The organism is Pseudomonas mosselii (assembly GCF_005796105.1).
Lineage (GTDB): Bacteria > Pseudomonadota > Gammaproteobacteria > Pseudomonadales > Pseudomonadaceae > Aquipseudomonas > Aquipseudomonas mosselii_C.
Genome location: NZ_VAUO01000001.1, coordinates 385,048 through 406,807, shown reverse-complemented (window position 1 = coordinate 406,807; position 21,760 = coordinate 385,048). Strand labels below are relative to the sequence as shown.

At 60.2% G+C, this 21,760-nt stretch carries 19 protein-coding genes and 2 pseudogenes; 9 read left to right on the top strand and 12 right to left on the bottom strand.

What is annotated here, in order from left to right:
* Window positions 1-96 precede the first annotated feature (96 nt).
* Window positions 97-1,332 (bottom strand): aromatic ring-hydroxylating oxygenase subunit alpha, encoded by a 1,236-nt coding sequence (locus FEM01_RS01905; RefSeq protein WP_138217591.1) that lies wholly within the window; start codon window positions 1,330-1,332, stop codon window positions 97-99.
* Window positions 1,333-1,784: 452 nt separating this feature from the next.
* Between FEM01_RS01905 and FEM01_RS01900 the strand changes: the two genes are divergently transcribed.
* The gene (locus tag FEM01_RS01900) at window positions 1,785-2,798 is read left to right on the top strand and encodes a GlxA family transcriptional regulator (RefSeq protein ID WP_138217590.1); all 1,014 of its coding nucleotides are present in this window, start codon (window positions 1,785-1,787) and stop codon (window positions 2,796-2,798) included.
* 1 nt (window position 2,799) lies between these two features.
* Here the strand turns inward: FEM01_RS01900 and FEM01_RS01895 are convergent, their stop codons facing one another.
* Complete coding sequence (locus tag FEM01_RS01895; RefSeq protein ID WP_138217589.1) at window positions 2,800-3,720, bottom strand: LysR substrate-binding domain-containing protein; 921 nt, start codon at window positions 3,718-3,720, stop codon at window positions 2,800-2,802.
* Window positions 3,721-4,280: 560 nt separating this feature from the next.
* Here FEM01_RS01895 and FEM01_RS01890 point away from each other — a divergent pair.
* Window positions 4,281-5,423 carry a pectate lyase family protein gene (locus tag FEM01_RS01890; protein ID WP_138217588.1) on the top strand — a complete coding sequence of 381 codons (1,143 nt, stop codon included), beginning with the start codon at window positions 4,281-4,283 and terminating at the stop codon, window positions 5,421-5,423.
* A gap of 63 nt (window positions 5,424-5,486) precedes the next feature.
* Here FEM01_RS01890 and gspF read toward each other — a convergent pair whose 3' ends face one another.
* The 7 genes from gspF to gspG are packed head-to-tail and all read right to left on the bottom strand — an operon-like array spanning window position 5,487 to window position 13,585.
* Window positions 5,487-6,695 (bottom strand): type II secretion system inner membrane protein GspF, encoded by a 1,209-nt coding sequence (gene gspF, locus FEM01_RS01885; RefSeq protein WP_138217587.1) that lies wholly within the window; start codon window positions 6,693-6,695, stop codon window positions 5,487-5,489.
* On the bottom strand, window positions 6,695-8,113 hold the full coding sequence (gene gspE / locus FEM01_RS01880; RefSeq protein ID WP_138217586.1) for a type II secretion system ATPase GspE: 1,419 nt from the start codon (window positions 8,111-8,113) through the stop codon (window positions 6,695-6,697). The genes gspF and gspE overlap by 1 nt, the downstream gene beginning before the upstream one ends.
* Window positions 8,110-10,458, bottom strand: coding sequence for a type II secretion system secretin GspD (gene gspD / locus FEM01_RS01875; protein ID WP_138217585.1), 2,349 nt, complete (start codon window positions 10,456-10,458; stop codon window positions 8,110-8,112). The genes gspE and gspD overlap by 4 nt, the downstream gene beginning before the upstream one ends.
* Window positions 10,455-11,003 (bottom strand): type II secretion system protein GspM, encoded by a 549-nt coding sequence (gene gspM / locus FEM01_RS01870; protein ID WP_240791717.1) that lies wholly within the window; start codon window positions 11,001-11,003, stop codon window positions 10,455-10,457. The genes gspD and gspM overlap by 4 nt, the downstream gene beginning before the upstream one ends.
* Entirely contained in the window at window positions 10,993-12,165 is a 1,173-nt protein-coding gene (gene gspL, locus FEM01_RS01865; RefSeq protein ID WP_138217583.1) for a type II secretion system protein GspL, read from the bottom strand. The genes gspM and gspL overlap by 11 nt, the downstream gene beginning before the upstream one ends.
* Complete coding sequence (gspK, locus tag FEM01_RS01860) at window positions 12,162-13,127, bottom strand: type II secretion system minor pseudopilin GspK (RefSeq protein WP_138217582.1); 966 nt, start codon at window positions 13,125-13,127, stop codon at window positions 12,162-12,164. Before gspK ends, gspL begins: the two co-directional genes overlap by 4 nt.
* Before the next feature lie 8 nt (window positions 13,128-13,135).
* Window positions 13,136-13,585, bottom strand: coding sequence for a type II secretion system major pseudopilin GspG (gene gspG, locus FEM01_RS01855; protein WP_138217581.1), 450 nt, complete (start codon window positions 13,583-13,585; stop codon window positions 13,136-13,138).
* A 146-nt stretch (window positions 13,586-13,731) separates the two neighbouring features.
* Between gspG and gspI the strand changes: the two genes are divergently transcribed.
* Window positions 13,732-14,118: a type II secretion system minor pseudopilin GspI gene (gene gspI / locus FEM01_RS01850; protein WP_138217580.1), complete on the top strand. Its 387-nt coding sequence runs from the start codon at window positions 13,732-13,734 to the stop codon at window positions 14,116-14,118.
* 6 nt (window positions 14,119-14,124) lie between these two features.
* Here gspI and FEM01_RS01845 read toward each other — a convergent pair whose 3' ends face one another.
* The gene (locus FEM01_RS01845; RefSeq protein ID WP_138217579.1) at window positions 14,125-14,556 is read right to left on the bottom strand and encodes a type II secretion system protein N; all 432 of its coding nucleotides are present in this window, start codon (window positions 14,554-14,556) and stop codon (window positions 14,125-14,127) included.
* A gap of 81 nt (window positions 14,557-14,637) precedes the next feature.
* Here FEM01_RS01845 and gspH point away from each other — a divergent pair, with 81 nt between their 5' ends.
* Both gspH and gspJ read left to right on the top strand, forming a co-directional pair.
* On the top strand, window positions 14,638-15,099 hold the full coding sequence (gene gspH, locus FEM01_RS01840) for a type II secretion system minor pseudopilin GspH (protein ID WP_138218154.1): 462 nt from the start codon (window positions 14,638-14,640) through the stop codon (window positions 15,097-15,099).
* Complete coding sequence (gspJ, locus tag FEM01_RS01835; protein WP_138217578.1) at window positions 15,096-15,701, top strand: type II secretion system minor pseudopilin GspJ; 606 nt, start codon at window positions 15,096-15,098, stop codon at window positions 15,699-15,701. The genes gspH and gspJ overlap by 4 nt, the downstream gene beginning before the upstream one ends.
* A gap of 236 nt (window positions 15,702-15,937) precedes the next feature.
* On the opposite strand, the gene FEM01_RS01830 is transcribed toward gspJ, so the two are convergent.
* Together FEM01_RS01830 and FEM01_RS01825 are read right to left on the bottom strand one after the other, a co-directional pair.
* Window positions 15,938-17,335, bottom strand: coding sequence for a hypothetical protein (locus FEM01_RS01830; protein WP_138217577.1), 1,398 nt, complete (start codon window positions 17,333-17,335; stop codon window positions 15,938-15,940).
* Window positions 17,336-17,534: 199 nt separating this feature from the next.
* Window positions 17,535-18,557: a zinc-dependent alcohol dehydrogenase family protein gene (locus FEM01_RS01825; protein ID WP_138217576.1), complete on the bottom strand. Its 1,023-nt coding sequence runs from the start codon at window positions 18,555-18,557 to the stop codon at window positions 17,535-17,537.
* A gap of 209 nt (window positions 18,558-18,766) precedes the next feature.
* On the opposite strand from FEM01_RS01825, the gene FEM01_RS01820 reads away from it, so the two are divergent.
* The 4 genes and pseudogenes from FEM01_RS01820 to FEM01_RS01805 all read left to right on the top strand — a co-directional run bounded on the left by FEM01_RS01820 (window position 18,767) and on the right by FEM01_RS01805 (window position 21,421).
* Window positions 18,767-19,681 (top strand): LysR family transcriptional regulator, encoded by a 915-nt coding sequence (locus tag FEM01_RS01820; RefSeq protein ID WP_138217575.1) that lies wholly within the window; start codon window positions 18,767-18,769, stop codon window positions 19,679-19,681.
* A gap of 336 nt (window positions 19,682-20,017) precedes the next feature.
* Window positions 20,018-20,209, top strand: a pseudogene (locus FEM01_RS01815) (transposase); the annotation flags it as partial.
* Window positions 20,210-20,229: 20 nt separating this feature from the next.
* Window positions 20,230-20,316 (top strand): annotated as a pseudogene (locus FEM01_RS24555) (type 1 glutamine amidotransferase domain-containing protein); the annotation flags it as partial.
* 202 nt (window positions 20,317-20,518) lie between these two features.
* The gene (locus FEM01_RS01805; protein WP_092250827.1) at window positions 20,519-21,421 is read left to right on the top strand and encodes an FRG domain-containing protein; all 903 of its coding nucleotides are present in this window, start codon (window positions 20,519-20,521) and stop codon (window positions 21,419-21,421) included.
* Window positions 21,422-21,760 lie beyond the last annotated feature (339 nt).

Genomic DNA, 21,760 nt, shown 5'->3' with positions numbered 1-21,760 from the left:
CTGAGCGTTTAATGGGCATTTGGCTGGCTATTGCCTTCGCTCTCTGAAAGTCTGCGACAAATAAAAACGGCGCTTGAAGCGCCGTTGTGGATACGTTTAGCCTACTGACTTCAATTGAGGGCGCCCGCCTAAACGCTCCAACATTGTCGCGCAGTACCAATCGTCAAACTGGCAGACGCCATTTTCGGCGTTCTCGGAGAACGGCCCTGGCTGGTATGCAGGCGAAGACACGCCGGCATGGGTGCCTTCAACCAATCGACGATCTTGATCGTTGGTGGCGAGCCAAACTTTGGTCAAGCGATCAAGGTCGTAATCCACACCCTCGACAGCGGACTGCGGCACCAGCCATTTAGTGGTGACCAGCGTCTCACCTGGGCCAATCGGCAGCACGCGGAAGCTCAGTGCGTGGTCACCCAGAAAATGGTTCCAGGTCGACGGATAATTGAAATACAGCAGGGCCCCGATATCTGCTTCACCGCTCTTGTCCAGGCGTCCCGCCACCGCTGGCTTCCCGTCCATCGTGTAACTGACCGCGCCGGCGGACAACGGAATACGTGTCATGCGGAAACGACCCATGGGATCCATATTCAATCGGCTAGGCATCCCAGCAGCTTCGCAGCGGTCCCAGTGAGCGACCAGCTCCGGGTCATCATCCCCGCCGACACCAGCCACCGACACGTTTTCGACGAACGAATTGAGAAGTTCTGGGTGAGTGCCTTCGCAGTGGTAGCACTCCCGGTTGTTTTCGAACACCAGCTTCCAGTTGCCCTTCTCGACCAGATTCGACTCGAAGGCGACCTTGCAGTTTTCCAGAAAGTGCGGCGCGATGAACGGGGTGACGGCGGCGCGGAAATTGGAGAAGTCAGGTGCCTTCGCGGCGACGCAGACATAGATATAGGTATGTACCACCTCGACATGGACGGTCTTCAGACCGTAGTTCGAGCGATCGAAGTCGGCGCCCATGTTGCCTGCGTAGATCAGGTTGCCGTCGAGCTCGAACGTCCACTTGTGATATGGGCAGACCAGCTTTGCCACTTTGCCACTCGCATGCTCGCAGACCTTGGCACCACGGTGGCGGCACGCGTTATGGAAGGCTCTAACTTCACCGTCTTTGCCACGCACAACGGCAACCGGGTAGTCGCCGATTTGTAAAGTAAAATACTGACCGGTCTTTGGAATTTCGAAGGTGTGTCCAGCGAAGACCCAGTCTGTATGCCAGATGTGTTCAAGATCCTGGCGATATACCTCCGGGTCGAAATAAAGCTCGCGCGGCAACACATGGCGAGCCTTTCGTTGCTTGATCAGGCTAATGACCGATTCGTTGCTGTTCATTATTATCCTCCCTGCGCGGCGCCGTTACCGACAGGCACAAAATGACTGAGACGTTATTCTTGTAGATAGCCAGTAAGGTGTCTGGATCTGCGTGCGTCTGCGATATTCTTCGCACCGCTCCTCAACCGCCGCACAGTCGCCTACCGCTACAGAGTACGCAGGAACTTTGAAGTCCACTACGGCACTAAAATTACCCATGTCATAACTTAAAGTTATACCAAGCTTTCTACACACTTCGCTGGACAAACTCTGCCGCCCGACCGTATGTTAAAAGGGTCCCACAGGGCTTCGGTACATCTTCGACGTCATCTTTCGACCCATTATTTGAACCGACGCGCTACAAGACCCGGTCATTTACTGGGGCCAAACCTGATGATTCAATCGCTTTCACGAGCAAACGCTTTAATTCAATAATTTAGTCAAGCATTGGGCTTGGGCTGCTAGGTGCCCCAATGAAAACAATCACAAGAGAATTTAGCCGTACGTTCGCCGACCGCAATTTGGGCTTTATTACCCAAGAACGGCGTGAGCGTAAAACATCCCGAGTAGGCTTCCTCCTGCTCGAAAACTTCTCGTTGCCCTGCTTCACCCAAGCATTGGATGTTTTAGTAACTGCCAATCTTCTCTGCCCAGGCGCGGTGCGGGTGCACACGTTCAGCCACACCCCTGCTGAAGTCATGAGCGATCTGGGCATTCCAATCCGCCCCGATACGCCGCTAACGGATATCCGCCTATCTGACCTGGATCTCATGGTCATTTGCGGTGGCCTGCGCGCAGCCCGTACGGTACCGAATTGGCTGTCGTCGCTACTCAAGACGATCTCGAAGCTTCCAGTTGCCCTCGGCGGGCTCTGGAATGGCGCGTGGTATTTGGGAGCGACAGGACTGCTAGATGGCTATCGCTGCGCAATTCACGCAGAACAGCGCACAGCGCTTGCCGAGCGCGCGCCCTATGCCAGCGTCTCTCATGATGCCTGGGTGTTCGATCACAACCGAATGACGTCGGCCACCCCAACCGGTACTTTTGACATGATGATTCGCTGGCTGGGCTACGGCTCAAGCCCTGCACTTGCCGATGCGGTGTTGGACACCCTGGACTCCGACCAGAGCAAGCATCGGAGTTTTCAGAGATCCCAGCAGCCGAAAGTAAGTAAGACGTTAAGGGACATCATAGCGATGATGGAATCCAACCTCGAAGACACATTGAGTCCCGAGCAGCTCGCTCAGGTCGTCGGTTTGTCAGTCAGGCAGATTCAGAGGCTATTTAGAGATCAGCTGAACACCACGCCTCAGAAGTACTACTTCCAGCTCAGGATCACCGAAGCTCGCCGGCTCATACAGAACTCAAACGCCTCGATCTTCGATGTGTCGATCGCGTGCGGCTTCGTTTCATGCACCCATTTCAGTAGGTCATACAGTGCCTTTTTCGGGCACCCACCCTCCAAAGAGATCCGCTACGAGATCTAGCCTAGCGACGTAACCATTGCGCGAGGCCCATGATCGTACTCGTGGTATCGCGCCCCTGGGGCACTACCAGATAATAGGCTTCTTTGGGCTTTATCAGAAAATCCGTCAAACGCACCAACTCGCCCGATGCTAACAAATGGTCGAGCATCCGCCCCCAACCCAGCGCAACCCCATGCCCGTGCAGAGCAGCTTGGATCGTATCAGTGTACAGTTGGCAGCGCAGGCGATAACCAAGTTTAGGCGGACTTGCACCTAGCGCGCGGAACCATGTTGGCCATGTCATCCAACCCTCAGTAGTGGCTTCGGCATCAAGTAGATCTGCCGTGTAAAGCGCCTCCAAGGATGAAGGCACTGAATTTCGAGCCAGCCAGGCCGGTGAGCACACCGGAAAGACCTCTTCGTCAAACAAGTGCAGTGCGGTGCCGTCCATCCACCTACCGTTGCCGTATCGCACCATCAAGTCCACATCATGGTTACGCAGATCACCCGTGAACATCTGTGTCGCGAGCCGCAAGCGTATAAACGGCATCGCAGCTTGGAGACTGTTTAGCCGGGGCATAACACGCAGGTGCGAAAAGGTCGCAGTGGTGCTGAGCACCAATTGCTGCTCACCGCAGCCCTCAGAGAGTCGATCAAACACCGCCGCGACCTTCTGCAGCGATTCGGACATCACGGCGAACAAGGCCTGTCCTTCACCGGTAAGGCGAACGCCGCGAGGCATACGTTGAAAAAGCTGAGTCCCGATATTTTCCTCTAGGATTCGAATCTGCTTGCTTACCGCAGCTTGGGTTACGCCTAACTCCCGAGCAGCCAGGGTGATGCTGCTGTTACGGGCTACTGCTTCAAACTCAAGCAGCGCGGTCATCGACGGAATGATCCGCCGATAACCACGCTGAGTGCTGCTTTGCTCTGATGTTTTCATGCAACGTCCCAACAAGCCTCGACGCTCAGCCCGGCGCCGTAGCGAACAGTGGCAGAAAATTTTGCTTTATGACAGAGCTGCCTGCGCTTGCCGTTTGAAAGCCATTTTTAGACCAGGTAGGCACTATTTCTTATTGAAAGTCATAGACTTAAACCGTGTTGAACGCTAACGGCCGCAGGGCTGTGTGAAAACGCAGTCATCACAACGAAAACTGAGAGTCGCGGATATCCCCAGGCCCAGAGATACCAAGACACTCCTAAAACGTTGTATGGCCTCAGCGCTGAAGCGCTATGCCGGCTATCCAACCTGAGTGCCGGCACACCTGCATTTTTCGCCCCCCCCCCCGGCAGAATCGCTTTCGCAGCCAAGCAATGCCTGCTTTTTCAAATAAAGATTGGCATCAATACGCGATCAGTTGTACGACAACATTTCAATGCGTGATAGTATTTTTCGTGCAGCGGACGTTCGATTCGCTGCACCGATGGCACGGACGTCCGCTCATGAAACACGCCACACTCGTGCGTGTTCAAAAACCACGTTAATCAAGGATCTGATTACTCATGGCAAAACCATCAACCTTTACCCCGAGCAAACTGGCCAGCGCCCTGGTCGGCGCCCTTGTGCTGGGCAGCCTGCCTGCGCACGCTGCAGACATTTGGCTGGAGTCGGCCACCACCGGCTGGGCCACTCAGAACGGCGGAACCAAGGGCGGCTCCAAGGCAGCTGCGGCCAACATCTACACGGTAAAGAACGCTGCCGAGTTGAAAACCGCACTCAGTGCGTCGGTGGGTAGCAACGGACGCATCATCAAAATCACCGGGGTGATCGACGTCAGTGAAGGCAAGGCTTATACGACGACTGCTGACATGAAGAAGCGTGGTCGCCTGGACATTCCCGGCAAAACCACCATCGTCGGCACCAGCAGCAATGCTGAGATCCGCGAAGGTTTCTTCTACGCCAAAGAAAACGACGTGATCATTCGCAACCTCACCATCGAGAACCCTTGGGACCCGGAGCCGATCTGGGACGCCGATGATGGCAAGGAAGGTAACTGGAACTCCGAATACGATGGTTTGACCATCGAGGGCGCCAACAACGTGTGGGTTGACCATGTGACCTTCACCGATGGCCGCCGCACCGATGCGCAGAATGGCACCGCCAACGGTCGCCCGAAACAGCACCACGACGGCGCGCTGGACGTGAAGAACGGCGCCAACTACGTGACCATCTCGTACACCGTGTTCAAGTCCCACGAAAAAAACAACCTGATCGGTTCGAGCGACAGCCGCACCACCGATGATGGCAAGCTCAAGGTGACGATCCACAACTCCCTGTTCGAGAACATTTCGGCCCGCGCCCCGCGCGTGCGCTTCGGCCAGGTACACCTGTACAACAACTACCACGTGGGCAGCACCAGCGATAAGGTCTACCCCTTCTCGTACGCGCATGGCGTTGGCAAGAGCTCGAAAATCTTCTCCGAGAACAACGCGTTCGAGATCAATGGCATCAGCAGCTGCGACAAGATCGCCGGCGACTACGGCGGCAGCGTATACCGCGACAGCGGCTCGACCCTCAATGGCAAGACGCTGAGCTGTTCCTGGAACTCGAGCATCGGCTGGACCCCGCCGTACACCTACAAGCCGCTGACGGCAGACAAGGTCGCAGCGGACGTCAAGGCCAAGGCCGGGGCCGGCAAGATCTGACTGACCAGCTATATCCAGCAATGAAAAGCCCTCGGTGACGAGGGCTTTTTCAGTGTACTGCGGCTACTGCACCAACTGGTTGATCTCGATTATCGGTAATAGCACGGCCATCACGATCATCAGCACCACCGCGCCCATCACGACGATCATCAGCGGCTCGAGCAGCGCCGTCATGGCCATGGCCCGACGCTCGATATCACGCGACAAAGTCTGCGCAGCGCGCTCCAGCATCGGCGGCAGAGAACCGGTTTTTTCACCACTGGCAATCAGGTGGATCAGCAGCGGCGGAAAGACATGCTCCATACGCAACGCAGGCGCAAGGTTTACCCCTTCGCGCACCTTCGCCGTGGCGTCACTCACGCTCAAGCTCAGCCGATCATTGGACAGGGTTTGTCGCGCCGCCTCCAGGGCGCGCAACAACGGCACCCCGGCAGCGCCCAGGATCGCCAGGGTCGAGGCGAAACGCGCCGTGTTCAAGCCCAGCACGAAGCGTCCAAGCAAGGGCAAGCGCAGCACCCGGCTGTGCCAGTTCAGGCGCGCCACCGGGTTACGCAAGTACAGCCGCCATGCCACGAAGCTGGCGGTCATGAGTGCGAAACATAGCCCTCCCCAACCCCGTATGAAATCACTGGCATTGAGCATCGCCAGGGTCAACCCCGGCAAGTCCTGGCGAGCCTGGGAAAACGCACTGACCACCTGCGGCACCACATAACTCAGCAGAAAAATCACGATCGCAATCGACACCACACCCACCACGCCCGGGTAGATGAACGCAGTGAGGATCTTGCTGCGCAGGTTGTTGCGCTCTTCGATGTAGTCGGCCAGGCGTTCCATCACTTGCGCGAGGTCGCCGGACTCTTCGCCGGCGCTGATCAAGGCGCGGTAGATCGCCGGAAAATCCCGTGGCCTTGTCGCCAGGGCCTGCGCCAGGCGCATGCCACCGCGCACATCGGCGCGCACCGCGCTCAAGGTCTGAGCGATGTGTTTTTTCTCCGCCTGCTCGACCGTTGCACTCAGTGCAGCTTCCAACGGCAAACTGGCGCCCAGCAGGCTCGCCAGTTGCCGGGTCGCCCAGGCGAGATCGTTGTCGGAAAACCTGGCGCTGAACAACGCAGCGTTGCCGGCAGACATGGGATTTTCAAGCTGCACCGAGAGTGCCGTGAGGCCACGGCTGTGCAATATGCCGAACGCCGCGCGCAGGCTTTCGGCTTCGATGTGCCCGGATTCCAACTTGCCGGTGGCGTCGGCGGCCTCGAAACGATAGCGATCCATCAGGTGTCCCGTGTCACACGCAGGATTTCTTCTGGCGAGGTGGCTCCAGCGCGCACCCAGCGTTCACCGTCTTCCCGCAGGCTGAGCATACCCGCTTCGCGAGCGGCGGCACGCAGCGCCAGTTCACCCGCCCCTTGGTGGATCAGCGCACGAATGCCATCGTCGATACAGAACAACTCATGGATGCCGGTGCGGCCGCTGTAGCCGGTGTGGTTGCAGGCGCTACAGCCAACCGGTCGCCAGATACCCTGGTGCACCGGGTCTTGCTGCTTGCAATGGCTGCACAGACGCCGCACTAGCCTTTGCGCCAGCACGCCAAGCATCGAGGATGCCAGCAGGAACGGCTCGACCCCCATGTCGATCAGCCGGTTGACTGCTGATACCGCATCATTGGTGTGCAGGGTGGCCAGCACCAAATGCCCGGTCAATGATGCCTGCACTGCGATTTGCGCGGTTTCAAGGTCGCGGATCTCGCCGATCATGATGATATCCGGGTCCTGACGCAGGATTGCCCGCAAGGCCAGGGCAAACGTCATGTCGATCTTGGTATTGACTTGGATCTGGCTGATGCCCGGCAGGTCGTACTCCACCGGGTCTTCAACGGTCAGGATGTTGCTGGTGCTGGCGTCCAGGCGTGCGAGGGCCGCGTAGAGGCTGGTGGTCTTTCCGCTGCCGGTGGGCCCGGTCACCAATACGATGCCGTGGGGCTGACGGATCAGGTTGTCCAGCCTGGCCAACACCTGCGCATCCATGCCGAGGGCTTCCAGTTGCAGGCGCCCGGCCTGTTTGTCGAGCAAGCGCATCACTACCCGTTCACCATGGCCAGTGGGTACCGTCGATACGCGGATATCGACTGGCCTGCCCGCCACCCGCAATGCAATGCGGCCGTCCTGGGGCAGGCGTTTTTCGGCGATGTCCAGTTGCGCCATGATCTTTATTCGTGACACCAGCGCCGCATGCAGGGCCTTACGCGGCGATACCACGTCACGCAGCGTGCCGTCGACACGGTAGCGCACCACGGAATGATTTTCATAAGGTTCAATGTGAATGTCACTGGCCTCGTCACGCGCCGCCTGGGTGAGCAATGCGTTGATCATGCGGATCACCGGAGCACCGTCCTGGGTGTCCAGCAGGTCGGTAATTTCCGGGATGTCCTCCATCAAGCGATCAAGGTCGACTTCGTTTTGTGCCTCGCCGACCACCGCCGCCGCACTTCCGGTATCGGCGTAGGCGGCGGCGAGCAAGCCGTCGAGTTCCTCATCAGGCACCTGCTCAAGCCGCGCCGCGCCGAACTGTCGGCGCACTTCAGTGATCGACCAACCGGGTGTCGATGGGCAAACCGTCAGCACCGCGTCCTCCTCGCCATGGCGCAGCAGGATGCGCTGAGCCTTGGCCCAGGCGTAGGGCAATGCGCTCATTGCAGCGGCACCGCGCGAATCACCGCACGGGGTTGGCTGCTCGCCGCTGACGCCGGCACCCCCACCTCCGATGCGGGTAATTGCGGCGCCTGCATGTCCGGCATCGCCCAACTACGCTGCGGCTGCAACGCGCCCTGGGAGCGACGGATGAAATCGTAGCGGTTCAGGGTGATCGCCCGTCCGCCGGCACTGTCGCGGATGATATAAGGCCGCAGGAACACCATCAGATTGGTCTTGGTGGTGGCCCGGCGCTCACTGCGAAAAAATGCCCCGAGCCCGGGAATGCTCGACAACCAGGGGACCGCCTCGTTGCTCTGGGTGTAGCCGTCTTGCAGCAGGCCGCCGAGCACCATGATCTGTCCGTCGTCGAGCAGGATGCTGGTGTCGATCGCGCGCTTGTTGGTCACCACGCCCGCTGAACTCGCGCTGCTCGATGCCCGCTCGTCGATGCTGCTGACTTCCTGGTAGATGTCGAGCTTGACCGTGCCGCCTTCGGATATCTGTGGGCGGACATTGAGTTTGAGCCCGACTTCCTCGCGCGTCACTGTCTGGAACGGATTGTTGCTGGTACCGCCGCCGCCGGTCACGTAGCTGCCGCTGACGAACGGAATCGTCTGACCGACGAAAATGCTCGCAGCTTCATTATCCAGGGTCAGCAGGTTCGGCGTTGACAGCACGTTGCTGCCGCCTTTGCTCTTGAGGGCCCGGGCCAGCACTTTAAGGTCCAGGACATTGCCGATTCCGGGGATGTTCACCGTGCCGTCGACGTACCCCAGGCTCAAGCCGCCGGGCAGCGCATCGATGTTGGTCAGGCCGCCGGCTCGCACCCCGCTGCCGCCCAGATTGGCGCCGCTGAACACACCCTTGCCGGCGAGGTCGCCGCTTTGCCACTGCACGCCGAATTCGTTGGCATCGTCCTCGCCAACCTCGACGATCAGGCTCTCGATCACCACCTGTGCGCGGCGCTGGTCCAGCATGTCGATGACTTCCCGCAGGTTGCGGTACAGCGGCTCGGGCGCAGAAATCAGCAGCGTGTTGGTGGTGGCATCGGCCTGGATCGTGGCACCGCCAGCGCTGAAAGCGACACTTTGCTCCTGCGCCTGGGCAGCGGCCAGGCTGCTCGGGTTGCCGTCGCCTTGCCCGTAGGCGCTACCGTTGCCGCTAGTACCTGCGCTGCTCAAGCTCTGGCTGGTGCCGTTTTGGCTCCCCTGCCCGCTGCTGTTGCCGCCCATTGCGCTCAGCAGCGAACGCCCGCTATCAGCGGCGGCGTTGTCGCTCTCACCGGTAAGCAAGCCGCGTAATGCCTGGGCCAGCTTCGCCGCTTGGGCGTTACGCAGGTACACCACATGCAGGTTGCCTGGATTGCTCTGGGCGTTGTCGAGTTTGTACACCAGGTTTCGCGCAAGCTCGGTGCGCTCAGGGCTACCGGCACGGATGATGATCGAGTTCGAGCGTGGGTCGCCCACCAGCGAAATCTTCTGGGTCGGGTCGCCGCCCGGCTGCTCCAGCAGTTGCGCGACCATGCTGGCGATATCCACCGCAATGCCGTTCTGAAGCGGCACTACATCGGTATCGATGGCGCTGGGACTGTCGATGTTGTCGAGCAGTTGGGCCACGCGTGCCAGGTTGTCGGCGTAGTCGGTGATGACCAGGGTGTTGTTGCCGGGATAGGCGTTGATCGGGTTGTTCGGCGAAACGATCGGGCGCAGCACAGGGATCAGGTTCACTGCGTTTTCATACTGCAAGCGAAAGGTGCGTGTGAGCATGCCATTGGCAGCCGGGCGGTCGGCACTATACACCGGCCCACCCAGTAACTTCGCATCGGCCTCTGGTAGCACATGTGCCACACCGCCGACGTCGACCACGCTGAACCCCTGCATGCGCAGGGCCGCCAGCAACATGTCGTAGGCCTGATGGGCCGGCACTTCGTTGTCGGACACCAAGGTTAGCGAACCGGTCACGCGAGGGTCGACCAGAAACTGTCGGCCAGTGGCGCGCGACAACCCGCGCACCACCGCCTGAATGTCGGCATCGACGAAATTCAGGCTCACAGGCTGGCTACCCAGGGGGTTGACCGGCGCAGCGCTGTTGGCACTTGCGCCGCCCCGATGCTGCGCAGCGACGGCGATGCGCTGCGGCCGCGCCTGCCGCTCGATCTGAGCCTGGGCACGTTGGCGCTCCAGTAATACATCGCCGCTGCGCTGGGTATTGGCCAGAGGCCGACCGAGTTCACTGTCAACCAGCAGGGGGGGCGGGTTTGGCGGCGTTTGCGTACTGCAGGCGCTCAGCGCCAACAACAGTAACGGCGCAGCGCGGCGCGCATGATTGGAACCTGACCACTTCATGAAGCTTCCTTAGCGTCTCGCGCCTGATCCATGCGGACAGTTCCCGACAGAGTGCCTGCCCTATCATCGGCCTCGGCTTCGCTTGCACGCTGCAATCGGGCCTCGACCACGTACAGAGAAAATTGCCTTGGGTTGATTATCAGCCAGCCGATGACCACGTCGGCCTGAGCCGCCTCAAACGTCAACTGCCAGCCGCTCTGCATGGGCGTCAATTGGTAGTACCCGGCCAGGCCGCGCGCATCCAGGCTTTGACGCAGGGCCGCTTCGAGCGACTGGCCGGCGCTCGACACCGGCACCTCACGCAGCAACTGCTCGAGCGCCTGGGATTGCCCACGCAGCTTTGCAGTTTCAACCTGCCAGTACTCGATTTTCTGCAAGGGTGGCTGAATCAGGACCAGCCAGCTGAACAGCCCCATCAGCAGCAGCGCAGTCCCCACAAGCATGCGTCTTTCACGCGGGGCCAGGCCCCGCCAAACGGCAAGGGCGCGGGCCTTGAATTGCAGCCACTGGCCACGCCAGCGGTGCAGGGAATGCTTACTCGTCATCGCTTGCAGCACCGTCGTCGGGGTCACGGGGTTCACCATCGGCCGCGCGCAGGCGCCAGCCTGTCGGCGTTGCCCGAACGGCGATGCCGACCTGGGCCAGGGTGGCTTGCCAGGCGTCATCTGCAGTGTGTTGCCGCGTATCGGCGGACAAGCTCAGGTGCAGCTCTGCGTCTTTAAATGCCAGTGCCTGCACATTCCCAACCATAAACGGCATCGCACTGGCAGCTTGCAGCACCAGGCCGGCAAAGCGCTGGGTAGCATCGCTACCGGTAGGGTTCTGCCGGGCACTCAATTGCTGACGAGCTTGCTGCAGTGGATTGAGGACCACAGGCAATTCGGGAAACGCCTGTTTGACCCGCTGGCTCATGTGCAATTTAAGTTGCTGGCCTTCGCTGGCTTGGCGCGCGGCATACAGGTTCAGGCCCAACAACCACACGCCGATTGCCAACGCGCAACAGGCCAGCGCCCCGCCCCAACCTGTTTGCGGCGCTGATGCCTGGCCAACACCACCATGCAGCCCCCACGCAGGTAAAGCGGCAGCCCATCGTTGCTGCGCCGGTTGTGCATCGGGCAGCGCTGCGGGTGCGCCGTCACCGAACCAGACCAAGCGGCTGCCATTGGCCGCCAGCGCGTCCAGACGCTGCTGAACCTGTGGCTCAACCACGCCTTGCTCCAGGCTGTGGCGCAGCAGCAAATGCCCCTCCAGCACACAGGCGCTAATGTGTCCAGGCGGTGGTACCGGCAGGCCATAGGGCGCAGGATAAAGCCCCCGCAGCTTCAAACGGTGGCGGCTCAACACAGCACCGAAGCGCTGTAAAACCGCAGTCGGTAGCCAACTGAGAAATACCTGCCCATTGGCATCTGCGGGGCTATGCGCGACGTGCATCTGCTCGATACGGCCAAGGGTCAACGCCTGCGCCGCGCAGGCCACTGCCGCCTTGGTCTTGGCGGCCGACAGCGGTGGCAACTGCACGTGGGTAAGCACGCTGTCGGTTGGGTGAAGAAAGCACACCACACTCTGCGTTTGAGCCGTCTGCCCGAGCAACGCCAGCGTACTGACGCCGGCCTGGCTGACGCGACCATCGCGGTCCAGGCGTGCGAATTCAAGCTCGGTGTCCACTGTCAGGCTTTCCAGCGGCGGCAACGCAATACGCACACTCATAGGCCCAGCCTCGACCAGATCACCTTGGGCAAGTCGTTCTCCCGGCGATACAGCAATGCGTCCAGGCTGACCCGGCGCGTGTCACGACGGGCGTAACCGCGCAGCAGAAACCATTCGCTGGTGATACCGACATCGAGATCGTCGACGCTCAAATGCGGTGCACGCAAGCGATTGAGAAAGTCGCCGCGATTGATGAACCACTGGCCGCGATCACGCTCTGCGACCAGAGCCTGCGCCTGGGGCAGCGATAATTCGGGCACCACCGCCGCCAGTACCTCGGCACTGGCGGTATTGCCGTTGACCCCGGTACTGACCGGAATAATGCTCACATGGGGTGTCAGGCGTGCCAGCACACGCTCATTGACACCCTTGATACCGCGAAGGTCGTCGAGGCTTCGCAGCATTGGCCGGGTCGCCGGTAGGGGCTTGGCGTTGGCGCCTGGTGAGGTCGAACGGCCGCTGTCATAGCGGTTTTGCGCTGCGCCTTGTGAGCTCAGCTGCTGCGGATAAGCGCTAATGACACGCTGACTGATACGTTGCGCAACGCCGGCATCAATGCCAAGCATGGCGCACAGCCGCTCGAAACTGCGCAGTTCCCTGGCGTTGACACGCTCGCCGGCGATCAGGTTACGAAGGTTGAATTTTCCTTGCTGGTCCTCCAGCCGCCCGGCAAAACCTGCCTGTGCCAGGCCACTGTAGATCGGTTGCGCCCACGCCTGGTCAAGCCGCGTTGAGGCTTGCTGACGCCGCGCATCCCACAGCAGTTGCCGGCTGGTTTCGAGGCCGCCAAGCAGCACCGCAGCGCCTTGCTGACGGGCCTGTTCGGCCTCCAACGAGCGGGTCAATACGCTCTGGCGGGTAAGCATGCCAGCGGCCATGACCGCCACCACAGCAGCGATCAGCAAGGCGCTGATAATGGCCATGCCGTGCTGTTTGGCGCGTTTGGGCAACGAGTACTGCATGGCAGCGCTCAGAGCTGCCAGGAGCCTATATCGGCATTCACGCCGTCGCCATCGGGTTGCCCGTCTGCGCCGAGGGAGAAGATGTCGACTTCACCGTTGGCACCTGGATTCAGGTAATGGTAAGGACGCCCCCACGGGTCATTGGGCAAGCGCTCCAGGTAGGCGCGCCAGTTGCTGTTTTTGGCATCTGCCGGGCGCTCCACCAACACCTTGAGCCCCTGGTTCATGCTCGGGTAACTGCCGTGATCGAGGCGATAGAGCTTGAGTGCCTGCATCAGGCCAGCGACATCCTGTTTGGCCGCCGTGGCCCTGGCTTGGTCTGGACGGTCGAGCACCTTGGGTACGACCATCGCTGCAAGTATGCCGAGAATCACCACCACCACCATGATTTCGATCAGGGTGAAGCCCTGCTGGCCACGGCCACCAGCAGACTGAAACTTGACGCGTGCGACATCCATCTCAACCATCCTTGGCTAGTTTGCAATTCGGCGCGCAGTGTAACAAATGAACGAAACGCTGTATCGACAAAACTCACCACTGCGCTGGGTCTTTTACGTGTTTGCGAGTGTTATCCTGCACCCCGGTTTTCGCTGAAGAGCCAACCATGGAGATATCGCGCAAGGAGCAAGGTTTTACGCTGATCGAGGTGCTGGTGGCCTTGGCGATCATTGCTGTGGCCATGTCGGCCGCCGTGCGTGTTGCGGGCCTGATGACCCAGAGCAATGCACTGCTGCGTGACCGGTCACTGGCACTGCTGGCAGCGCAGGGCCGGCTGGCCGAACTGCGCCTGGAAGGCCTGCTTACACCGGGGCACAAAGCCTTCGAATGCAATCAGGGGCGCCTGCAACTGCGCTGCGAGCAAGTGATCGTCGCGGGCGCAGCCACACGGCTGATGCGCGTCACACTGCTGGTCTGGGATCGCGAACGCGAAGCGCCGCCGCTGGCGCGGCTCGAGACGCTGCTCGTCCAGCCCCAGGACGCCGGCGAATGACTGGGTTCAGGGCGGGGTCAAGCGTGGCATCGACGGGGCGGCGGGCAGCGTGTTGACCTTCAACCGAGACCGCTCACTGCCGCGCTCGATCACCACGTTGTCGCGTTCGATCGCCACCAGACGCACACCTTGGGTGAGGCGCTCACCCAGTAGAAAAGCGCGCGGCGGCGCGCCGTTGAGACTCAAGATCGCGACTGCGCCTTGGGCAACGCTCATCACCCCTGAAACCTTGATATCCAGCGCTGCAGGTCGGTTGGAAAACCACTGCAATGCGGGGCTTTCGAGTGTCGCGGCGGCCTCTTCGCGCACGGGCGGCGGTGCACTGGATTGGGCCGACGTCAGCAGCAGGGATGACCACATCAACACGCCCGCCAGCGTCGCCAACAATGCCACCGCCTGCACACAGCGCACAGGTGATAACCGAAAGATCAATGCCAAGACAAAACCTCCTTGTTGTCCTGTCGCGCAGTCTACAGGACAACGCTCGGTCTTTTCTCCATGGCATCGGAGCGTTGCGTTATGAAAAAGGCCAGGCAACACGGCTTTACCCTGATCGAGCTGATGGTGGTGCTTGTCATCATCGGCATCGCCAGTGCGGCGGTCGGCCTGAGTATCAAGCCCGACCCGCTGCAACTGCTGCGCCAAGACGCCAACCGCCTGCTGCAACTGCTGCAGGTTGCCCAGGCCGAAGCCTTGGCTGACGGGCGCCCGATCACCTGGCTTGCGGATAGCAAAGGTTTTCGCTTTAGCCGCCGCAATGAACAAGGTACGGGCTTCGATCAGTTTCACAGCGACCCGCAGTTGCATCCTCGGACGTGGGACACGCCGACGGTTCAGGTGCGCGTTATCCCCAAACAGCGGGTGGTACTCAACGCCGAGTGGTTCGATACGCCGATTCAGTTGCAGCTTTCGGACGGTCAGCACAGCATCTCGGTGTTGCGGACCGCGGCCGGAACATTTCGCCTGCAGGCCACACCATGAAGCGCCGACAGCAAGGTTTTACGCTGATTGAAGTGATGGTGGCGATCATGTTGATGGCCATTGTCAGCCTGATCGCCTGGCGCGGCCTCGACAGCGTGAGCCGTGCCGACCAGCATCTGCAGGCAAGCACCGAACGCACCCAGGCGCTACTGCGCGCCCTCAACCAGCTGGAACGCGACCTGGCCCTGCGGGCCAGCATTCAATTGCACGCGCCTGACCTTGCCAGGCGCGGGGCCGAAGCGGCACAAACACCGCCGGCGGTCAGCGTGCGCAGCGCAGACAATGAGTTTCGCCTGGATGTGATCCGCAGCGCTGCCGAATCGGCAGATGGTTTGCAACGGGTACGTTGGTGGCTGAAGGGCCAGACCCTCTACCGTGCAGCAGCGCCAGCGCGCAGCCGCTACCCGCTTGCCGCACTGGGCGACGGCGTGGCCGTACTTGACGGTGTGAGTGACTTGCAGGTGCGCGTCTGGGAGCCTGGCCAGGGCTGGCGACAGCTAAGCGGCAATCGCAAGGACGACCCCTTGGGCCTGGAGATCACCCTGACCCGCCAGACGCCACAGGGAGCAGAACATTATCGGCAAGTAGTAGGCCCACTCTAGGGAAACGCCGAGCAAGTTGCCTTGAACGCGCAATGGGCGGCGTTTTGACGCTGTTCAATCCATTCTCAGCCTTCAATCGGTTCAAAACCAGGGATTTGCTTTTGTTCTTGCGCGCTATGGCGCACCGCTCTCAGCGCAGGTCAGATGACCTGCGCTGACTTGACCGGAGAATCCCTAAGCACCCGATTTCAATGGTCGTTATTTCAAAATCTGTTGACCGCCGACGAGAACGACGCTCAGCGACGCGCCCGACGCGCAGCAGGTGCTCCACGCGGCAACATGCGCAATGCCAAGTCACGACGGGCGAGCAAATCCACCAGATGTTGTACCTGCGGGCGCATGGCCTGGGCATACAGCGTACGCAATTGCCCTATCTCCAACCCGCTCACCTCCACCAGCCACCGGCTCACCGGCGCCGGGCATGGCCTGCCTTGCAGTGCCCGGTGCATGTACGGCAAGGCCATACGCATGTGCGGGTGACAACGCTGCACGAACCGCTCAAGGCCAGCACCCTGCGCTCCGAAGGGAGCGAATGCCTGGCACACCAACTGCTCCGAGCCCAGCCCGTAGGCGTCCAGCCAACGTTCCTTGGCGTCGTCCTGCAAGGCTTGCCCTTGGGGCCACTGCGCCGCGTGACGGGCAAAGCGCTTAAGCACCGCCTGGCAGCCGCGCCGATAGCCGCGTTGCTCGACGAACTGTGAGCGCAAACCCTGCAAGTGCGCCAGCGCCAAAGGGTCGAAAAGACCCGCTGGGCCCTGCACTTCACAAGGCAATGCCCCTTCGCGCCCCAACATGCGCTCCAACGACGCCCATTCGCCAGGGTGGTGCAGCAACTCGTCCAAGGCCACGACCTGCATGGCCTTCGCACCGGGGCGCAGGTACCTGGACGGCTGCTGATGCGCCAGGGCGAGCACCCCATGCAATTGCATAAGTCCCTCAGCCAGCACCCCCACCCCATGCGGCAGGACGCCGGGGGAAACCTCGGTCACCGCGCGCAGGCAGCGCCGCCCCCACGCCATCAAGCGTCGGCGCTGCCTGGGCGGTACCACGGTCACCAAGGCATCCACGCCAGCACCGAAGGACTGCGCCTGGTCGAGCACACAAGCCAGCTCCAGATAGGCGCGGGCGCCCAGCAACACGTCAGGCTCGGCCTGGCTCAGGTGCCCGAACAGTAACCAGGCATTACGTGCGCTGTCGCGCTGTTCGCTGCCCGCTACCGCACGCGCGCTATAGCGCCCGACGCATCCGGCATCGGCGCGCAGCAGTTCGACCCGCGGATCATCATGCAGGAACAGTGCACCGAAACAACGGTCGTGGCATGCCAGCGTGGCGCTATCCAGGCCAGGCGCACGCGCTACCAGGACGCGCAGGTGGAAAGTCGTGTTGTAGCGCTGCGCCAGGGACAGTTGCACGGCACGCAGACACGCCAGCAGGTGCGCACTGCGTTTGTCGGCGCCGTGCAGCAGCAGGATGTGGAACTGACCAATCTGTCCTGAGCCTCCGGCGATCAGCAGCAATCGTTGCGCCAACAACTGCAACGACGCCCGCTGCGCCTGGTTCATGTGCGCCAACAGACGTTGCAAGACCTGTTGGTAAATGTTGTGCATGGCCTGGTCATGGGTAGTTTGGCTCATGAGATCACTCCACCTTCCTGGTTTGGTTAGACCGAAGGCAAGAGTTTGACAGATGAAGTTAAAACCAAACTTGAAGGAAATTTCCCAAAATCACGAAGGATAAATAGACTTTTCTCCAGGCATACCGGATTTCGCTGCCGCGTCCAACGAAAAAGCCCGAGGCGAGACTCGGGCTTTCGATCAAGTGATTACAGCTGACTCAGCGCGAGGCCATGTCCAGCACCACCCGGCCCCCGCAGGGGCACTCGTCCATGTGCCGGTGCGCATCCACCACCTTGTCGAACGGATAGACCTTGCTGATCTGTGGGGTGAGCAACTGATCGGCGGTGAACTGATTGATATCGCGCAATGCGCGCTGCAGGGCGACCTGATCCTGGGCGATGCCCAACTCGGGCTTGCCGGTGAAATTACCGATGCAGTGCACATGGAACTGGATGTTCTTCTGAAACGCCGCACAGGCCGGGAACGGCGTCTGGTTGCCGCCCTGAAGGCCGTACAGCACCAGACTACCGCGCGGCGCCAGCACATCGCCCAACAGCGACATCTGCGGCCCACCCATGCCATCGAGCACCATGTCGACACCACGCCCCTCGGTGTACTTGCCGACCTGCATCAACAGATCCTGCTCTTCGGTGACGATGACCTTCTCGGCCCCCAGGCCCAGCAGGTATTCGCGCTGCTCCGGCTCCTTGGTGGCAGCGAATACCCGCAGCCCCAGCGCCTTGCCCAATTGCACGAAGGCTGGCCCCGCACAATGGCTTGCATCGGTGATCAGCGCTGTTTGCCCGGACTTGGCCCGTGCCAGGTCAACGTAGGCAAAGTAGGCGATCAGCAGCGGCGTGTAGTGCACGCTGGCTTCGAGCGGGGTGAGCACATCGGGGTAGCGGGTGATGGCGGTACGCGGCAACACGATCACATCGCCGTACACCGGATGGTCGTTGGCACTGGTGGCCGGGAAACTGGCCACGCGATCACCCACTGCAATGTCGTCCACACCTTCGCCGACCGCCGTGACCACACCTGCCATCTCGTGGCCGATACCCGCTGGCAGACGCGCCTGGGAGGGGGCCAGATTCTGCCGCCAGAGCACGTCATACCAACTCACGCCAATGGCCTCGACGCGAATCTGCAGCTCGCCGGCAGCCGGTGACGGCTCGGGCTGCTCTTCGCAGCGCAACACGTCGGCCTGGCCGAACTTGTGGAAACGGATCATGCGGGACATCGCATACCTCGCCTTTGTGAATCTCGTATTACCACGGACTTTATCCGGGCTTTGAGCATTGGACCATCAGTGGGCGTTAATAGTCGACATGCCTGTCATTGATTGGGCCCCGGACAATTCTGTGTATTGGCCCCCGGAAATCGGTGCAGGGTAACAGCCTTTGCCCGTAAGATTCACCCCTGCCCCCTTCAACTGGCGAGCCGCATCGAATGAATCGTAACGACTTGCGTCGTGTAGACCTCAACCTGTTGATCGTGTTCGAAACCCTCATGCACGAGCGTAGCGTGACCCGCGCCGCCGAGAAACTGTTCCTCGGCCAACCGGCGATCAGTGCCGCGCTGTCGCGCCTGCGCAACCTGTTCGACGACCCGCTGTTCGTACGCACCGGCCGCAGCATGGAGCCCTCGGCCAGGGCGCACGAGATCTTCGCATTGCTGTCGCCGGCCCTGGACTCGATCTCCACGGCCGTCAGCCGTGCTGCGGAATTCGACCCCGCCACCAGCACTTCGGTGTTTCGCGTCGGCCTGTCGGACGACGCCGAGTTCGCCTTGCTGCCGCAGTTGCTCAAGCGTATTCGTGCCGAAGCCCCCGGTATCGTGCTGGTGGTACGCCGAGTCAACTACCTGCTGATGCCTGCCCTGCTCGCCTCGGGCGAGATCTCGGTGGGGGTGAGCTATACCAGCGACCTGCCAGCCAACGCCAAACGCAAGGTGCTGCGGCGCAGCAAGCCGAAGTTACTACGTGCCGACAGCGTGCCCGGCAGTATTACCTTGGATGATTTCTGCGCCCGCCCGCACGCCTTGGTGTCGTTCGCGGGCGACCTGTCAGGGTTCATCGACGAAGCGCTCGAGGCAATCGGCCGTAAACGCCATGTGGTGCTGGCGGTCCCCCAGTTCAACGGACTCGGCAGCTTGCTGGCCGGTACCGATATCGTCGCCACGGTGCCGGACTACACAGCCGATGCACTGACCGCGGCGGGTGGTTTGAGGGCTGAGGAGCTACCGATGGAGGTGCGTAGTTTCGAGTTGCACATGGCGTGGCGCGGAGCGCAGGACAACGACCCGGCAGAGCGCTGGTTGCGCTCGCGGATACAGATGTTCTTTGGCGACCCTGACAGTCTTTAGGGGCTTCGTGCATGCTTGTTAGCTGGTCATTTCTGCGTTTTTCTAGCCTCGAAGAGCCATTTACTTCCAGCGAATTGCTAAATTTGGGGCATATTTGAGGGCATGCTTTGGATGGTTTGAAAAGGATGCCCCCAACCGAAAATGCTCAGCGCTTTCGGTAATCTGCCGACCACGCTGTTCATCTTGGGTGACAAAACTGTCTTCGCGGTGATTTTTCGCTTTCCAGAGTGCTCCCGAGAGTAAGACCGCCGCTTAAGCTCACCACCTTTGAAAACCAGGCTGCCCCAGCAGACTGGCGCGGAGGATTATCGGCGCTGACCAACGGCCAGAGATTACCGAGTCATGAAACGCAAGCCGAAGCCAGGCCTACCGCGGGTATTCGACAAGCCCAAGTACCGGGAGCGGGATGTCATCGAGCGTCTATTTGGCTGGCTGAAAGAGCACCGCCGGCTGGCCACGCGTTACTGCAAGCTCACAACAAGTTATGAGGCCATGATCACGTTGGCCTGCCGCCGGCGGTGCTTATGACATCTCTTTTCGTACAGTGCCTAATCGAGGATGGCAAGCTGACCACCGGGCAGAATCCGGCGAGCTCTGAAGCTGTGGCGAAAGCACTGGTCGCCCAGCTCAAATAATCTCTGTGTCAGCCTGGATTCGTGAAAAGTTCAGGCGCGGCAAAGCCCCCCCATGATTGCGATCACGCAAAGCACGCTGCTTTCATAACAGGCTTCGTGCTCCCCTCCCCCTAGCCCACATTGGCATAGGTCAAGCGCGCTGCAGAGCTGCTCGTGTAGCATAGGGTGGCACATCCAAAAATCGAAATTCCAAGAGGCTAATGTGAAAATCTATACAGCTAGGACGCTCGTAGAATTCGTAGGCATCATTGATAGCTTGAAACCTGAAGAACCCAATTCACTGTGGTTCCGCGGCCAATCGAGTGCCAGCCACCGGCTCATACCTGGGGCACTGCGAAATATCCATCAGTCTCACGACCACCTTGGCCAAGAGATTGACGACACGGCAGTAAGACTCAGCAGTGGAGGAGTCTTCTCTGGCCCGAACTCCGAAAAAATGCTGCAGGACTTCAAACAGCTAGGCAGACCATTTCTGGAGCAGCAACCCACGAACGAGTTCGAGTGGATGTTCATCGCTCAGCATCACGGCTTGCCGACGAGACTGCTCGACTGGTCTACCAATGCCCTAGTGGCATTGTATTTTGCAGCCCAGGGCGCTCAAGTGCGCGAAGGCGATGGAAAGGCTGAGTGCGAGCGATTTGAGGACGATAACTTCAGTGAGGAAGGCTTCGCGGTATTTGCCATTGAACCGACGAAGATCAATGAACAAACGATTCTGCAGTCCAAGACGATTGATATCGCTTCACACGCAGAAAGCTGGGACAAATACATCGATCCCTTCGCAAAAGATATAACCACGCTACCGGTATGTATCACCGCCCCCCACATGACAACGCGAATCCGGGCCCAGAGCGGTACATTCACACTTCATGGTGCGCAGATCGCACCACTTGACTACTACAACGCTTTACAAGACCTCATCTCAAAGATTTTCATCCCGTACACGTCTACCACAGCGATCCTGGCCAGCTTGGGAAAATTAGGCATCAACGAAAGCTTCATCTATCCCAGTCTTGATTCGATCGCCAAAGACGTCGCAAAGGCGGCCAATCAGACATACGCCAGTACACGAAGCAGAAAGTCTGTTAAACGATCCGCTCGTTGATCCTGAGTCTGCGTTAGGTGCTGCTGGTAGAACCTAGCGCAATACCTGCCTACCAATTTTGACGATTGGCGGCGTTCCATGGCAGCCAGCCTGCCACGGTACCCGCCAGTCTGGGCCAGCAGCACTGTTCATCGCGGAGTACCTGCACCATGCTCGATCCTTCAACCCCTGCTGACTCGCTGAGAAACCTCACGGTTTCCTTTCTGGATGGCGGCAACAGTTGCAATCTCCTGCAACGAGAGATACTCCTGATCTAGGCACGGTGAGCACATAACTCAGCTAGTGCTCGGACCTCTGGCAGATCCGCAAACTCACAAGCCCCCAGCGGGGCCTGCCCCT

Bases quoted from the DNA above. Each gene is read 5' to 3' on its own strand.
- FEM01_RS01905 (WP_138217591.1), bottom strand. From the start codon at position 1,332: ATGAACAGCAACGAATCGGTCATTAGCCTGATCAAGCAACGAAAGGCT.
- FEM01_RS01900 (WP_138217590.1), top strand. From the start codon at position 1,785: ATGAAAACAATCACAAGAGAATTTAGCCGTACGTTCGCCGACCGCAAT.
- FEM01_RS01895 (WP_138217589.1), bottom strand. From the start codon at position 3,720: ATGAAAACATCAGAGCAAAGCAGCACTCAGCGTGGTTATCGGCGGATC.
- FEM01_RS01890 (WP_138217588.1), top strand. From the start codon at position 4,281: ATGGCAAAACCATCAACCTTTACCCCGAGCAAACTGGCCAGCGCCCTG.
- gspF (WP_138217587.1), bottom strand. From the start codon at position 6,695: ATGGATCGCTATCGTTTCGAGGCCGCCGACGCCACCGGCAAGTTGGAA.
- gspE (WP_138217586.1), bottom strand. From the start codon at position 8,113: ATGAGCGCATTGCCCTACGCCTGGGCCAAGGCTCAGCGCATCCTGCTG.
- gspD (WP_138217585.1), bottom strand. From the start codon at position 10,458: ATGAAGTGGTCAGGTTCCAATCATGCGCGCCGCGCTGCGCCGTTACTG.
- gspM (WP_240791717.1), bottom strand. From the start codon at position 11,003: ATGACGAGTAAGCATTCCCTGCACCGCTGGCGTGGCCAGTGGCTGCAA.
- gspL (WP_138217583.1), bottom strand. From the start codon at position 12,165: ATGAGTGTGCGTATTGCGTTGCCGCCGCTGGAAAGCCTGACAGTGGAC.
- gspK (WP_138217582.1), bottom strand. From the start codon at position 13,127: ATGCAGTACTCGTTGCCCAAACGCGCCAAACAGCACGGCATGGCCATT.
- gspG (WP_138217581.1), bottom strand. From the start codon at position 13,585: ATGGATGTCGCACGCGTCAAGTTTCAGTCTGCTGGTGGCCGTGGCCAG.
- gspI (WP_138217580.1), top strand. From the start codon at position 13,732: ATGGAGATATCGCGCAAGGAGCAAGGTTTTACGCTGATCGAGGTGCTG.
- gspH (WP_138218154.1), top strand. From the start codon at position 14,638: ATGAAAAAGGCCAGGCAACACGGCTTTACCCTGATCGAGCTGATGGTG.
- gspJ (WP_138217578.1), top strand. From the start codon at position 15,096: ATGAAGCGCCGACAGCAAGGTTTTACGCTGATTGAAGTGATGGTGGCG.
- FEM01_RS01830 (WP_138217577.1), bottom strand. From the start codon at position 17,335: ATGAGCCAAACTACCCATGACCAGGCCATGCACAACATTTACCAACAG.
- FEM01_RS01825 (WP_138217576.1), bottom strand. From the start codon at position 18,557: ATGTCCCGCATGATCCGTTTCCACAAGTTCGGCCAGGCCGACGTGTTG.
- FEM01_RS01820 (WP_138217575.1), top strand. From the start codon at position 18,767: ATGAATCGTAACGACTTGCGTCGTGTAGACCTCAACCTGTTGATCGTG.